The organism is Microbacterium sp. 20-116 (genome assembly GCF_041079415.1).
Classification (GTDB): domain Bacteria; phylum Actinomycetota; class Actinomycetes; order Actinomycetales; family Microbacteriaceae; genus Microbacterium.
Genome location: NZ_JBFYGP010000002.1, coordinates 522,953 through 536,370, shown reverse-complemented (window position 1 = coordinate 536,370; position 13,418 = coordinate 522,953). Strand labels below are relative to the sequence as shown.

Annotated in this window: 13 protein-coding genes; 7 read left to right on the top strand and 6 right to left on the bottom strand. The window is 68.9% G+C overall.

All coding sequences use genetic code 11. The features are described 5' to 3' along the window. The first annotated feature begins 1 nt into the window (after position 1). Genes AB6V29_RS06600 through opgC form a run of 3 tightly spaced genes read left to right on the top strand, consistent with a single transcriptional unit; the run spans position 2 to position 3,286 of the window. A complete protein-coding gene (locus AB6V29_RS06600; RefSeq protein WP_210073799.1) occupies positions 2–337 on the top strand; it encodes an STAS domain-containing protein in 336 nt (111 codons plus the stop codon). Beyond that, complete coding sequence (locus tag AB6V29_RS06595; protein ID WP_210111979.1) at positions 330–746, top strand: ATP-binding protein; 417 nt, start codon at positions 330–332, stop codon at positions 744–746. Before AB6V29_RS06600 ends, AB6V29_RS06595 begins: the two co-directional genes overlap by 8 nt. Further along, on the top strand, positions 743–3,286 hold the full coding sequence (gene opgC, locus AB6V29_RS06590; protein WP_369357651.1) for an OpgC domain-containing protein: 2,544 nt from the start codon (positions 743–745) through the stop codon (positions 3,284–3,286). The genes AB6V29_RS06595 and opgC overlap by 4 nt, the downstream gene beginning before the upstream one ends. A gap of 18 nt (positions 3,287–3,304) precedes the next feature. On the opposite strand, the gene AB6V29_RS06585 is transcribed toward opgC, so the two are convergent. The 4 genes from AB6V29_RS06585 to AB6V29_RS06570 all read right to left on the bottom strand — a co-directional run bounded on the left by AB6V29_RS06585 (position 3,305) and on the right by AB6V29_RS06570 (position 7,340). Continuing rightward, positions 3,305–4,465: a SpoIIE family protein phosphatase gene (locus AB6V29_RS06585; RefSeq protein WP_369357648.1), complete on the bottom strand. Its 1,161-nt coding sequence runs from the start codon at positions 4,463–4,465 to the stop codon at positions 3,305–3,307. A 180-nt stretch (positions 4,466–4,645) separates the two neighbouring features. Next, positions 4,646–5,143, bottom strand: a complete 498-nt coding sequence (locus AB6V29_RS06580) for an HNH endonuclease (protein WP_115919011.1) — start codon at positions 5,141–5,143, stop codon at positions 4,646–4,648. 338 nt (positions 5,144–5,481) lie between these two features. After that, entirely contained in the window at positions 5,482–6,321 is an 840-nt protein-coding gene (locus AB6V29_RS06575) for a M23 family metallopeptidase (RefSeq protein WP_369357646.1), read from the bottom strand. Between the two features lie 320 nt (positions 6,322–6,641). Next, positions 6,642–7,340, bottom strand: a complete 699-nt coding sequence (locus AB6V29_RS06570; protein ID WP_210073793.1) for a metal-dependent transcriptional regulator — start codon at positions 7,338–7,340, stop codon at positions 6,642–6,644. A gap of 99 nt (positions 7,341–7,439) precedes the next feature. Here AB6V29_RS06570 and serC point away from each other — a divergent pair, with 99 nt between their 5' ends. Next, entirely contained in the window at positions 7,440–8,561 is a 1,122-nt protein-coding gene (gene serC, locus AB6V29_RS06565) for a phosphoserine transaminase (RefSeq protein WP_369357644.1), read from the top strand. Positions 8,562–8,619: 58 nt separating this feature from the next. On the opposite strand, the gene AB6V29_RS06560 is transcribed toward serC, so the two are convergent. Continuing rightward, the gene (locus AB6V29_RS06560) at positions 8,620–9,192 is read right to left on the bottom strand and encodes a DUF3027 domain-containing protein (protein ID WP_267787613.1); all 573 of its coding nucleotides are present in this window, start codon (positions 9,190–9,192) and stop codon (positions 8,620–8,622) included. Further along, positions 9,176–9,559 carry a cold-shock protein gene (locus AB6V29_RS06555; protein WP_210073787.1) on the bottom strand — a complete coding sequence of 128 codons (384 nt, stop codon included), beginning with the start codon at positions 9,557–9,559 and terminating at the stop codon, positions 9,176–9,178. The genes AB6V29_RS06560 and AB6V29_RS06555 overlap by 17 nt, the downstream gene beginning before the upstream one ends. 107 nt (positions 9,560–9,666) lie before the next feature. Between AB6V29_RS06555 and AB6V29_RS06550 the strand changes: the two genes are divergently transcribed. Genes AB6V29_RS06550 through AB6V29_RS06540 form a run of 3 tightly spaced genes read left to right on the top strand, consistent with a single transcriptional unit; the run spans position 9,667 to position 13,374 of the window. After that, positions 9,667–9,945 carry a multidrug ABC transporter ATPase gene (locus AB6V29_RS06550; protein ID WP_210073785.1) on the top strand — a complete coding sequence of 93 codons (279 nt, stop codon included), beginning with the start codon at positions 9,667–9,669 and terminating at the stop codon, positions 9,943–9,945. 4 nt (positions 9,946–9,949) lie between these two features. Continuing rightward, a complete protein-coding gene (locus tag AB6V29_RS06545; RefSeq protein WP_369357642.1) occupies positions 9,950–11,677 on the top strand; it encodes a helicase-associated domain-containing protein in 1,728 nt (575 codons plus the stop codon). A gap of 47 nt (positions 11,678–11,724) precedes the next feature. Then, positions 11,725–13,374, top strand: a complete 1,650-nt coding sequence (locus AB6V29_RS06540) for a DNA repair helicase XPB (protein ID WP_307312730.1) — start codon at positions 11,725–11,727, stop codon at positions 13,372–13,374. Positions 13,375–13,418: the final 44 nt, after the last annotated feature.

The window sequence follows — 13,418 nt, the reverse complement described above, 5'->3', positions numbered from 1 at the left end:
CATGCTCCAGGTCGACATCGACACCCGAGACGGGGGTACCGTCGTCATCCCCCGAGGCCGACTCACCATGGTCTCGGCGAAGACGTTCCGTGAGACCGTGACCGCCGAGATCGACCGCGGGGCGGGTGGGATCGTCGTGGTCGACCTCTCGCAGACCGAGTTCGTCGATTCGTCGGGGCTCGGCGCCCTCGTATCGTGCCTGAAGGTCGCGCGACAGTCGGGCGGCGACCTGCGTCTGGCCGCGCCGTCCGAGCAGGTCACGATGGTTCTGGGTCTGACCAATCTCGATCGCGTGCTGCGTCCGCGCCCCAGCGTCGACGAGGCCCTCCGTGGCTGATTCGACCGCCCACCGCTCGCTCGACGCCGCGGTCGCGCCGGCGAGCCTAGAGGCGGTGTTCGAGCTGCTCGCCGCGTGGTGGTCCGAGGTAGGCGAGGTCCCCGCCGCGACTCGTCTCGGTTTCGAGACCGCCGTCATCGAGATCGCCGGCAACGTCGTCGAACATTCGCGGGGGGATGCCGATGAGCGCCGGTTCACCCTGGAACTGTTCGCGGATTCCAGGGTGATCCGGGCCACGTTCCGCGACGACGGCGATCCTCCCCTCCTCGATCTGGACGCCGTGCGTATGGCCGGCGAGGAGGAGGTCAGCGGCCGGGGCCTCGCTCTCGCCCGTGCGAGCGTCGACGACGTGGCTCTCGACCGTGATGGCGACCGGAACGTGTGGACCCTGGAGTCGAGAAGAACGTGAGACGGATCGGACAGCGGGTCGCGGCGGCTCTGGGGCTCACCGCCGCGCTCCTTCTGACCGTGGCGGCTCCGGCCGCCGCCGCAGTCCCCACCGACGACGGCGTATGGTTCGGGGCCGAGCTCAACTGGGGTGACGACGGCCCGGACGGGTACCGCGGTCGCCTCGGCGAACAGCCCGCGATGTATACCGTTCGCCTGTCGTATCCCCTCGACGGTCGGGCGATCTCTGAGTGGGAGCGCGCGGCGACACAGGTCGCCGGTCAGGGTGCCGCCCTCGTCCTGACCCTTGAGCCCTCGGTACCCCTCGACCGGCTCACCGACGCCGACGCGGCCGACCTCAACTCCCGTCTGGAGAACTACCGTTCGCAGTACGATGCGGTGCAGTTCGTGCGCTTCGCCCCCGAGATGAACGGGTCGTGGGTGTCATGGGGACAGCAGCCGACCGCCTACGTCCGCGCCTTCGAACGAGTGGCCGAGGTGGTGCACGCGGGATCGTCGCGGGCCGAGACCGTGTGGAGCCCCTCGTACGCCGCCGGCTACCCCTTCGAACGCGCGGACGGGCGACTCGACACCCTGACGAAGAGCGACCGCCTCACCCTCGACACCGACGGAGACGGGCTCTTCTCCGAAGCCGACGACCCGTACGGCCCGTACTTCCCCGACCCCGACGCGGTCGATCGCGTAGGACTGACGATGTATTACTTCGGCAAGGGCGAGTCGGCGGCCGCCGCCGGACGTGACGTCCCGCTCGAAACGAACAGCGCCCCCGACGAGGGCGAGGTCGCCGCGCGCTTCGACGAGAGCTGGGGCTACGCCACCGGCCAGCGCACATCGTTCTACGACCGCTTCGCCGTCGCCGAGGACAAGCCCATGCTCCTCGACACCGGTGCGCTCTACGACTTCGGCCGCGAGGGTGACACCGAGCTCGCGGTCAAGCAGGGGTGGTGGCGGCAGATCCTGGCCGAACTCCCCGACCACCCTCTCCTCACGGGGGTCACCTGGCTCGAGGTCGTCCGCGAGGAGGCGGAGGCGGGTGGTCAGGTCGTCGATTGGCGGGCGACGGCGAACGGTGAGCTCGCCGGATCGCTTCGGGCGGACCTCGATGCCGCAGGGCTCATCCGCTGGGGTCCGGTGACGACCGTCGTCACCCCCGAACAGGCCTCCGCCGCGACTGTCCAGGTCCGCCAGGGCGGCGCCGAGCCCACCGACGAGATGAACTGGATCGCCGGCAGCGCCGCGGTGCTGGCCGTGGCCTTCCTGGCATCCGGCATCGTCGGGCGTGCCGTGCCGAAGTGGCGGTACGACGACTCCTCCGCGAGCCGGGATCTGCGCATCGACATGGTGCGCGGCTTCATCATCGTGGTCGTGGTGGTCACGCACATCGAGGTCACCAGCCCCTTCGCCTATGCATCGCTCAAGGCGATCGGCGCGATCACCGGCGCCGAGCTCTTCGTCCTGCTCAGCGGCATCGTCCTGGGGATGGTCTTCCCGGCCGCCATCGCGCGCGGGGGTGAGTGGGCCGCCGCCCTCGCCGCATGGGCTCGCGCACGCAAGCAGTATCTCGTCGCCCTGGCCGTGATCCTGCTGATCTTCGCCGTCGGTTTCGTCCCCTTCGTCGACACCACCGCAATCACCACCTTCACCGACCGGGGTACGGGCGAAGGGGGCACCGGAGACAGCGGCCGCGTCTACGACCTCTACCCCAACGCGGAACGCCTGCTCGACTACCCACCGCCCTGGTACGCGGTTCGGCAGTTCCTCCTGCTCGAGATGGGCCCGTGGCCGTTCAACATCATGGGCCTGTTCGTGGTGCTGAGCCTGGCCTATCCCGCCCTCATGTGGTTGATCCGACGCAAGATGTGGTGGCTCGTCCTCGCCCTGAGCTGGGGCGTCTACGCGGTGCACTATGTGGCGCCCGGTGCGCTGAGCCTCCCCTCGCAGTTCGATGCGGTCTTCCCCCTGGCCCTCTGGCAGGTGCTGTTCACGCACGGTCTGGTGATCGGTTACTACCGGCGACAGATCATCCGCGCCCTCACCTCGATCCCGGGCAAGATCGGCGTCGGTGTGTTCGTCGTCGGCTACGCGGGTTTCCTCGTGTACCTCTGGGCCGGTCAGACCTACGGCTTCACGCCCGTCCCGTTCCCCGCCGACCTCTACGGTTCGCTCTACGATTCGGGGTACCAGCGCATCTTCCTCGAATGGGGACGCCTGCTCGATCTGCCCCTCGTGATCGTGTGCTCGTACGCGGTGCTCACGGTGGCGTGGAAGCCGCTGTACAAGAGCATGGGCTGGCTGTGGATCCCCCTCGGCCAGGCGAGCCTCTACGTGTTCATCGTGCACGTGTTCTTCGTGCTCGCCGTCGCGAACATCCCCGGCCTCGACCGCGGCAGCATATGGCAGGGAACGCTCATCCACAGCGTCGTGATCGGACTCATCCTCTTCATGGTCCGAAAGCGATTCCTCTTCTCCGTCATCCCGCTGACGTTGGAGCAGACCCAGGATGCCGTCACCCCGACGACCGTGATCGGTTCGCCGGGGTGACGGATTGCGCGGAGGCCGTCAGCTCACCGACAGCACGACCGCGGTGACGTCGTCGTCGACCTGGTGCGTCGACACCCGCAGAGTCAAGCCGTCGAAGAATCCGTGCGGGTCGGCGGCCGCGCGCAGGTCGTCGCCGATGAGACGCAGGCTCTCGAGGGTCGAGTCGTACGCGTCCAGGGCGCCGTCCGACACGCTCACGAGCAGGTCTCCTCGGCTGACGCTCGCGCGCCCGGCCTCCCACTCGACGTCAGCGGGGCGCAGCCCCAGGGGGAGGTTCCGCGACGTCAGACGCTCCGACGACCCGTCGGCGCGGAGCACCAGGGTCAGACCATGACCGGCGTCGATGTAGTCGACCGTGCCGGTGGCGGCGTCGATGACCGCGTGGAACACCGTCGCGAAGGTGTCGAGGTAGAGGCCGCTCGAGCGGGCCTCGTCCTCGACCGAGAGCATCGCCGCCACCGGAGACATGTCTCGACGCGCCTGCAGTGCGTGCAACAGCGCTTCCGCCACCGCACCCGCCGCCTCGCCTTTGCCCATGACGTCGGCGAGCGTCACGACCACGCGTCCGCCCACTTCCTGCCACCCGCTCCGATCGCCGCTGACGACCCCGTGCGGAATGGCGAGGGATGCCAATCGCACACCGTCCGCGGTGAAGTCGTCCGCTCGCGGCGTTCGGCCGGTCGCCACGGCACCCTCGACCGGACCCGGATCGCTCTGTCGGATCTCGGCTTGCGCCCATCGACCGAGATGCTCCAACGACCGACGCTGATCCTCGTCGAGGGCATGCGGATCGGGGTCGATGAGGCAGAGGGTACCGACCGGCTCACCGTCGTCGGTGCGCAACGGGAAGCCCGCGTAGAACCGCATCCCGTACTCGGTCACCGAGGCGATGTCACGGAAACGCTCGTCGAGGGTCGCGTCGTCGACTTCGAGGATGCCGTCCTGCTTGACCGTCTCACCGCAGAACACCGCCTCGCGGGGAGTGCGACCGAAGTGGGTCTCGGGCGGCTGCGACTTCGTGTACACCTCGTCTTCGCCGACGATGTTGACGAGCGCGTAGTCCACGTCGAACATCTCTCGCGCGAGCCGGGTGATGCGATCGAAGCGCTCTTCGGGGGGCGAATCCATCAAGCCGATGCGCTCGACAGCGGAGACGGTGCGGTGAGAATCGGTGGCCATCGAGGACTGCCCTTCGCGTCGCGTGGATCCCGTCGGGGACGACGAGACCGCGACGGATCGGCGCATGGGCATCGTGTGAACGGCTCGAGTCGAGGCCGTCCCCACGCCACCGCGGAACCGATCGCGCCGACCGTTTCAGCCTATCGACGCCCGCGGGAGGAGGTCCCGAGTTTGTCGTTTTCAGGCCGCCAGCGCCAGATATGGTTCCCAACGCGGGTCGCTCTTGTCCACGCCGCGCACGGTCCACGACGAGCCTCGAGGGGGCGCCGGCACCAGCCGGAGCTCCCAGCGCATCTCCTGAGGTGTGCGATCGCCCTTCACGTTATTGCAGAGCAGGCAGCACGCTACGAGGTTCTCCCACGTGTCCTTACCGCCGCGCGAGCGGGGAAGCACGTGATCGATCGTCGACGCCGCTTTGCCGCAGTATCCGCAGCGGTGCGCGTCACGGCGCAGAACACCGCGGCGGGTGACCGGTACCTGGCGGGCGCCCGGCACGCGCACGTAGCGCGTCAGGATGATCACCGCCGGACGGTCGTAGGTTCCGTGGGCGGCCCAGACCGGGTCCTCGTCCACGCTCTCGATGACGGTGGCCTTGTCGTTCATGACGAGCACGAGGGCTCGCTTGAAAGACACGACCGCGAGGGGCTCGTAGCCCGCGTTCAGCACCAGTGTGCGCATTTCTCGTCCTCTCGAATGGCCGAGACGGCTTCTCGGATGTTCGACTCGCGACGACGGCAGGCGCGAAAGGGTATGAAAAAGGCGCTGCCTAGACAGACAGCGCCTGAGAAGTCGCGGCGGGGCCGCGGCATCCGATCACACGATGCCGAAGAACGAGCAGCCCGAGCGCATCCATGGTGCGGATGCGCGGGCTGGTGTTCATCGGCTGGTCCCTTCGGTTCTTCCGACGTCGGTGACAGGCTAACCCACCACGACACGCCCGGGGTCGGCCGAGGGGGCAAACGGAAAGCGGCGTGTCGGAGAACGATGTCCTCCGCCACGCCGCCCCGTCAGAAGAATCAGCCGGCGTTCTGCTGCAGCCAGGCGTAAGGATCGACGACCGAGCCGTTGATGTGCACCTCGAAGTGGAGGTGATTGGCGGTCGAGCTGCCCGTCGATCCGACCAGACCGATGAGCTGGCCGGGGGCGACGGTCTGGCCGGCCTGCACCTGACGGCTGCCGTAGGTCATGTGGCCGTACGTGGTCGATACCTTCTGGCCGTTGATCACGTGCTCGATCACGATCGCGACACCGTATCCGCCGTAGCTCTCCTGCGAGACGCTGACGACTCCACCGGCGGCGGCGAAGATGGGCTGACCGCCGGGAGCGAGCAGGTCGACACCCTGGTGATAGCCGGAATCCCACAGACCACGACCGAGGGTGTAGCTCGTGAGGGGCCAGCGCACCTCGCCCGATCCGGGTGCGGTCATGTTGAGGTCGATGGAGCTCACCGAGGTCGACGCCTTCGAGGCGTTGGCGGCGAGCTGACGGGCGCGCTCGGCGGCGGCGGCGGCAGCTGCCTCTTGATCCTTCTTCTTCTGGATCTCGTCAGCCGTGGTGGCCGAGTAGCTGCTGCGGTCGAGGGTCTCAGCGGCGGCGTCGGACGCCACGACCAGCGACTGGTTGTCGGCAGCCGACATCTCTTGCAACGTCATGGTCTCGGCGGCCGGCATGGTCGCGGCGTAGGCAGGGATCGCGACGGTCGCGACGAGGCCGGCGACCATCGAGAGGATCACCGCGCTGCGCAGCGGTTTGCCGACACGGCGAGGCGTCGATGCGCCTCGAGCGGGGGTGGGGCGAACAACCGGAGCAGTCGTGAGGGGCGCGGTCTGCAGAGCGCGGCTCGTCGGTCGGGTCACCGCGGCACGAGTGCTCTTGCGGGTGGGTTCCGTCGCGGTGCCTTCGGGTAGGTCCGCTGCGGGCTCGTTGTGTTCAGCCAAAGTTCCTCCGGCGCCTCTGCGTCTTCGGGGACGCTGGCTCGTCAGCACTCGAATAGGGGGCACGATGTGCGGGCTGGGCCCTGCGCGGACGACGAGCCGATGAGGCAAACCGCGAGGGGTCCGACGGCGGGCTTCTCACCTGTGGACTTTCTGAGGCTACCCGAAGATAACGAACAAGTCACGCTCCGGTAACCGCTCCCAGGCGATGCTCGGCCCGACCTTGCGGAAAGCGGCCGAGCTCAGTCCTCGGCGACCAGGAAGATGTGCGAGGCCACCTCGACGGGCAGTTCGAGCCCCTCGTCGACGCCGTCCATCTGGATGAGGACGTATCCCTCGTTGAAGCGGTAGTCACCGCGGGCGCCCGGCAGGACGCCGGCGGCCTTGAGCTGCTGCAGCAGCTCGGGATCGACCTGAGCGGGCTCGGCGAGCCGGCGAACCGTGCCCGTGATGGGGGCGCCCGCATCCGTCAGCTTGCGAACCAGACCGATCACTCCGTCGTCGAAGGTGGCGCTCGCTGCGTCGCCCAGCTGGTCGAGACCCGGGATCGGGTTGCCGTACGGCGACTCGGTGGGGTGGCCGAGGAGCTCGACGAGCCGACGCTCCACCTGCTCGCTCATCACGTGCTCCCAACGGCAGGCCTCATCGTGCACGTACGCCCAGTCGAGACCGATGACGTCGCTGAGCAGACGCTCGGCGAGTCGGTGCTTGCGCATGACGTCGACGGCCTTCTGACGGCCGGAGTCCGTCAGCTCGAGGCGGCGGTCTTCCGACACGACCACGAGACCGTCGCGCTCCATGCGACCGACCGTCTGAGAGACGGTGGGCCCCGAGTGCCCCAGGCGCTCGGAGATGCGCGCGCGCAGCGGCACGATCTTTTCCTCTTCGAGTTCGAGGATCGTACGCAGATACATCTCGGTGGTGTCGATCAGGTCGGTCATTCGGGTGTCCTCGATCTCGCGCGGCAAGTCCTCCCAGCCTACCGACCCCCTCCGACATGAGCGCGGGCGGCGTCCGAGGGTGACCCTAGAATCGGTGCCATGTCGCACGTGGAACTGCCCACCGATCTCCTGCCCGCCGACGGTCGCTTCGGGTGCGGCCCCTCGAAGGTGCGCGGTGCGCAGCTCGAGGCCCTCGTCACCCGCGGTGCGTCGGTCCTCGGAACCTCGCACCGCCAGGCACCGGTGAAGAACCTCGTCGCCAGCACGCGCGAGCGCCTGTCGCAGCTGTTCCGTCTGCCCGAGGGGTACGAGATCATCCTCGGCAACGGCGGATCGACGGCCTTCTGGGATGCCGCCGCGTTCGGGCTCATCGAGAACCGCAGCCAGAACCTCGTCTTCGGCGAGTTCGGCGGCAAGTTCGCCTCGGCGGCCGCCGCCCCGTGGCTGCAGGCACCCGACGTGCGCAAGGTCGAGCCCGGTACGCGCTCGGCGGCCGAGGCCGTCGCCGGCGTCGACGTCTACGCCTGGCCGCACAACGAGACCTCGACGGGGGTGGCCGCCCCGATCCGGCGCGTGGAGGCGGATGCCGGAGCCCTCACCGTCATCGACGCGACCAGCGCCGCGGGAGGCATCGACTTCGATGTGGCTCAGGCGGACGTCTACTACTTCGCGCCCCAGAAGAACCTCGGCTCCGACGGAGGGCTCTGGTACGCCGCTGTCTCGCCCGCCGCTATCGAGCGGATCGAGCGGATCGCGGCATCCGGCCGCTACATCCCCGAGTTCCTCAGCCTGAAGAACGCGCTCGACAACTCGCGTCTCGAGCAGACGCTCAACACCCCTGCTCTCGCGACGCTCCTGCTCCTCGACGACCAGCTCGGATGGATCCTCGACAACGGCGGCCTCTCGTGGGCCGGCGCCCGCACCGCCGAATCGTCCGGCGCTCTCTACGAGTGGGCCGATGCGAGCGCGGTGGCGACTCCCTTCGTGACGGATCCCGCCGACCGCTCCCCCGTGGTCGTCACGATCGACTTCGACGACAGCATCGACGCCGCGGCGATCGCCAAGAGCCTGCGCGCGAACGGCATCGTCGACACCGAGCCCTACCGGAAGCTCGGCCGCAACCAGCTGCGCATCGCGACCTTCGTCTCGATCGAGCCCGAGGATGTGCGCCGCCTCATCGGCGCGATCGACTACACGATCGAGCGCCTGCCGCAGGCTTGAGCTGACAAGAACGAAGGCCGTCCCGCACCAGCGGGACGGCCTTCGTCATGAGCGGCGGTCAGTAGCTGCGATCGCCCTCGTCGTAGTCGTCGTCATCGGAGTCTTCGTCGTCCGAGTCGACATCTTCGTCCGAGTCGACATCGTCGTCCGCGCCGTCGAACTCGTCGATGTCGACGCCGTCGAGGTCTCCCGCGTGGAAGCGCGCCTTCGGCTCGTCGTCGTCTTCGTCGTCCTCATCGTCGTCGTCCGGCTCGTCATCGTCCGGCTCGTCTTCGTCGGTGTCGTCGTCCTCGACGACCGCAGCGACCTGGGCCGCCTGGTACTCCGCCAGACGAGTCGCCCACGGCACCCAGTCGGGGGCCAGCAGAGCGCCGTCGCCGGGCAGCAGTTCCACCTCGAGCACGGTCGGCTCGGAGCCGTCCACGACGGCCACGGTGACCGTCCAGAACCAGCCCGGGTAGCCCGCGAGCCGGGTGTGGAAGCGCAGCGAGACCGCTCCGCCTTCCTCCGCGGTGTATCCGGCTGCGGGGCCGACGGTGTCGGCCGGGGTGATCTCGTGCAGGGCGGCGAGCGCGAGGTCGTGGGCGCCGGTCAGGCGCTCATCGACGGGCTGCTCAGGCTTCGAAGTCATCGGCGACCTTGCGCAGGACCGCGGCGATCTTCTGCGCGTGCGGAGCGTTGGGGTAGCGACCGCGTCGCAGGTCCCCTCCGATACCGTCGAGCAGCTTGACGAGGTCTTCGACGATGATCGCCATGTCGTCGGCGGGCTTGCGCGAGCGCTTCGACAGGCTCACGGGAGCATCGAGAACGCGCACCGACAGCGCCTGCAGACCGCGCTTTCCATCGGCGACCCCGAATTCGAGGCGCGTCCCGGCCTTCGGTCCGGGGGCTCCGGCGGGCAGGGCGGTTGCGTGCAGGAACACGTCCTGGCCGTCATCGGTGACGATGAAGCCGAAGCCCTTCTCGTCGTCGTAGAACCTGACCTTGCCGGTGGGCATGGACACCTCGCTGGATGAGTGCGCGGAAAGCGCAGGGGAACACGGGACCCGAACGGATCCCGGTCTTCCAGCCTACGGCACCGCCGCCAAGCGGTAGGCTGAGCCCGATGAGCACCCGCACCTCCGGTGGCAGCACACCGGGCGACGACGTCCCCGTCCGCCGCATCGACCGCATTCTCGCGTTCATGTCGCTGGGCCTTCTCGCGCTGTCGATCGTGTGCTTCTTCGCCATCATCATCGGCTCCAGTTCCGGAGCCGACATGGGTTCCGGCGTCTGGCCCGTCATCGGCCTCCTCGTCTACGTCGCTCCCCCGGTGGCATTCGCGTGCCTCCTCGCCGTGCTCATCATGAGCTTCATCCGAAGGGCCAAGGCCAACAAGGCCTGACGACGTGCCCGAGACCTCCGCACAACGCGCACTTGCGGTCTCGTTGAGCGCGCGCAGCGACACCGACCTCGCCCAACTCTTCGCCGAACGCCACATCTCGCCGTCGAGCACGTGGCGCGACATGTTCGACGCGGCTGAAGCGCTGCTCGACCCAGTCTCGGTCGCGCGCGGGCTTCCCGCGCTGAGTCGTGACGAAGCCGTCGCCCTGCTCGACGCCGCCGAGGGACGACCGACGACCGGTGAGATCGGCGAGCGTCTGAGATCCCGTGCCCTCATCGGAGACGACGGGCTCCCCTTCCCCACGGTGATCGACGCCGCGCGCGAGATCCTGCCCTCGGGGATCCCGGATGCCGCGCCCCCGCGCCGCACCCATGCGACGCCCGAGAGCACCGGGGCCGCCTCCGAAGCGGTGTTCACCAACGCGGCATCCCTCGCCGACGTCCTCATGCAGACCCTCGACGCCCCGCTCGGACGCATCGGATCGGGGTCGCTGGGCGCGACCGAGAGACGACGCCTCGTCGACGCCGGGGCCGTGACCACCGCAGCCGAAGCGGACCTGCTCGTCGGGCTCGCGGCCGAGGTGGGCCTTCTCGGAACGAACGAGCGTGCCTGGCTCGTTTCTCCCGCCGGGCGCGAGTGGCTGCGCCTACCGACTCTCGAACGATGGCAGCGCACCGCAGAGGCCCTGCGTGACGCCCTTCCGTCGGCGTACCGCTCCACCGACGGCGGGTGGATCCCCAGCGAGCACTGGCGCTCCGCGACACCGTTCGACCCCGAAGGCCCCGACCGCGCAGACCTCTGGATCAAGCGCCTGGTCCGCTGGGGGCTCCTCGACGCCGACGGCCACGCGACCCCCTGGGCGCTCCCGCTGGCCGAAGGCGGCGACGTCGACACCTCGGCCCTGCGCGAGCTGCTGCCGCCCGAGGTCGATCGCGTGTACCTGCAGAACGACCTGACGGCGATCGCCCCCGGTCCTCTCGCTCCGCACCTCGACGTGCGTCTGCGCTCGATGGCCGCGCGCGAGTCGCGGGCTCAAGCCTCGAGCTATCGCTTCAGCGCCGCGAGCATCGGCGCCGCGATCACCGCGGGCGAGACGGCGGACAGCCTTCGCGCCTTCCTGACCGGTATCTCGCTCACGGGCCTCCCCCAGCCGCTCGCGTACGTCATCGAGCGCACCGCCGCCGAACACGGCCGCGTGCGCGTCACCGCCGACGCGCAGTCGCACCTCACTCGAGTCATGACGGACGACGAGACGCTTCTGCGCTCGATGGAAGTCGACCAGTCGCTGCGCTCGATCGCTCTCACCCGAACCGACGAAGAACTGGTCTCGCACGTCTCGGCCGACGTCGTCTTCTGGGCCCTCACCGACGCGCACTACCCCGCGGTGGCGGTTGACGCCGAGGGGCGCCCGCGCGCTCTTGAGCGCGCCAAACTGGCATCCCCCGGTGCCACGGCCACGGCGCCCGCCGACACCTACGCCGACCTCATCGAGCGTCTGCGCACGGGCGCGGGAGACTCGGATGCCGCGTGGCTCGAGCGCGAACTCGATCAGGCGGTTCGCGCGCGATCGATCATCGACGTGACGGTGCGCCTGCCCGACGGCTCTGCCCGCGTCTTCCGCTTGGAGGCCACCGGACTCGGCGGCGGACGCCTGCGCGGTCGCGACCGCGGAGCCGATGTCGAGCGCACCCTCCCCCTGTCGCACATCGACGGCGTCGCGCCCGTCGAGTGACGGCCGCGAACGCCCTGCCCTCTTCGACACCGGTAGACTCGAACGCTATGGCTGACGGCCCCCTTATCGTGCAGAGCGACCGCACCGTGCTCCTCGAAGTCGCGCACCCGCAGGCAGAGACGGCGCGGCATGAGCTCGCCGTCTTCGCCGAGCTCGAGCGTGCACCCGAGCACATCCACACGTATCGCATCACCCGCCTGGGGCTGTGGAACGCGCGTGCAGCCGGCCACGACGCCGAGGCCATGCTCGACACCCTCGATCGGTGGTCCCGCTTCCCGGTGCCGGCCTCGGTCAGCACCGACATCCGCGAGTCCGTCAACCGGTACGGGCGCCTCGTCATCGAGCGCAACGACGAGGGCGAGCTCGTGCTGCGCTCGACCGACGCCGCGGTGCTCAGCGAGGTGTCACGCAACAAGCGCATCGCCCCGCTCCTGATCGGCCGCCCGAGCCCCGACAGCTTCCTCATCGACGCGTGGGCGCGCGGGCACATCAAACAGGAACTGCTGAAGATCGGCTGGCCCGCCGAAGACCTCGCCGGCTACACGCCCGGGACCCCGCACCCGATCGACCTGGCCGAGGACGGCTGGAGCCTCCGCCCTTACCAGCGCCAGGCGGTCGAATCCTTCTCCGAGGGCGGTTCCGGGGTCGTCGTCCTCCCGTGTGGAGCGGGTAAGACGCTCGTGGGTGCGGGCGCTATGGCCGACACCCGCACGACCACGCTCATCCTCGTCACGAACACCGTCAGCGCACGACAGTGGCGCGACGAGCTGCTGCGCCGCACGAGCCTCACCCCCGAAGAGATCGGCGAGTACTCCGGGCAGGTCAAAGAGATCAAGCCGGTCACCATCGCCACCTACCAGATCCTCACCGCGAAGCGGAAAGGCCAGTACGCCCACCTCGCCCTGCTCGACGCCCTCGACTGGGGCCTCGTGCTCTACGACGAGGTCCACCTGCTTCCCGCACCGGTGTTCAAGCTCACCGCCGACCTGCAGGCGCGCCGCCGCCTGGGCCTCACCGCAACTCTCGTGCGCGAGGACGGCCGCGAGGGAGACGTCTTCAGCCTGATCGGCCCGAAGCGCTTCGACGCGCCGTGGAAGGAGATCGAGGCTCAGGGCTTCATCTCACCCGCGGCCTGCTACGAGGTGCGTATCGACCTTCCCGCCGATGAGCGGCTCGAGTACGCCGCAGCCGCCGACGAGGATCGCTACCGTCTCGCCGCCACCGCCCCCGCGAAGATCGAGGTCGCCCGACGTCTGGTCGAACGGCATCCGGGTGAGAGGGTTCTGATCATCGGTCAGTATCTCGATCAGATCGACGAGCTCGCCGAGGCGTTGAACGCCCCGCAGATCACGGGCGCCACGCCGATCCCCGAGCGCGAGGAGCTCTTCCAGGGCTTCCGCGACGGGAGCATTCCGCTATTGGTCGTCTCGAAGGTCGCGAATTTCTCGGTCGACCTGCCCGAAGCCTCGGTCGCCATCCAGGTGTCGGGGTCGTTCGGATCGCGCCAAGAAGAGGCTCAGCGCCTCGGTCGACTTCTCCGACCGAAGCAGTCGAACCACACCGCGAGCTTCTACACGCTCATCGCGCGTGACACCGTCGACCAGGATTTCGCGCAGAATCGCCAGCGCTTCCTGGCCGAGCAGGGGTACGCCTACACGATCCTGGATGCCGACGGAATCGACGCCCAGGCCGCCTGACGCATACCAGCACGCGGCTTTCCGTTCCATATCCAGCACATTGC

What these genes read in the sequence shown, in the direction of transcription:
- AB6V29_RS06540 (WP_307312730.1), top strand. Translation starts at nt 11,725, where the DNA reads ATGGCTGACGGCCCCCTTATCGTGCAGAGCGACCGCACCGTGCTCCTC.
- AB6V29_RS06580 (WP_115919011.1), bottom strand. Translation starts at nt 5,143, where the DNA reads ATGCGCACACTGGTGCTGAACGCGGGCTACGAGCCCCTCGCGGTCGTG.
- AB6V29_RS06560 (WP_267787613.1), bottom strand. Translation starts at nt 9,192, where the DNA reads ATGACTTCGAAGCCTGAGCAGCCCGTCGATGAGCGCCTGACCGGCGCC.
- serC (WP_369357644.1), top strand. Translation starts at nt 7,440, where the DNA reads ATGTCGCACGTGGAACTGCCCACCGATCTCCTGCCCGCCGACGGTCGC.
- AB6V29_RS06600 (WP_210073799.1), top strand. Translation starts at nt 2, where the DNA reads ATGCTCCAGGTCGACATCGACACCCGAGACGGGGGTACCGTCGTCATC.
- AB6V29_RS06555 (WP_210073787.1), bottom strand. Translation starts at nt 9,559, where the DNA reads ATGCCCACCGGCAAGGTCAGGTTCTACGACGACGAGAAGGGCTTCGGC.
- AB6V29_RS06550 (WP_210073785.1), top strand. Translation starts at nt 9,667, where the DNA reads ATGAGCACCCGCACCTCCGGTGGCAGCACACCGGGCGACGACGTCCCC.
- AB6V29_RS06570 (WP_210073793.1), bottom strand. Translation starts at nt 7,340, where the DNA reads ATGACCGACCTGATCGACACCACCGAGATGTATCTGCGTACGATCCTC.
- AB6V29_RS06585 (WP_369357648.1), bottom strand. Translation starts at nt 4,465, where the DNA reads ATGGCCACCGATTCTCACCGCACCGTCTCCGCTGTCGAGCGCATCGGC.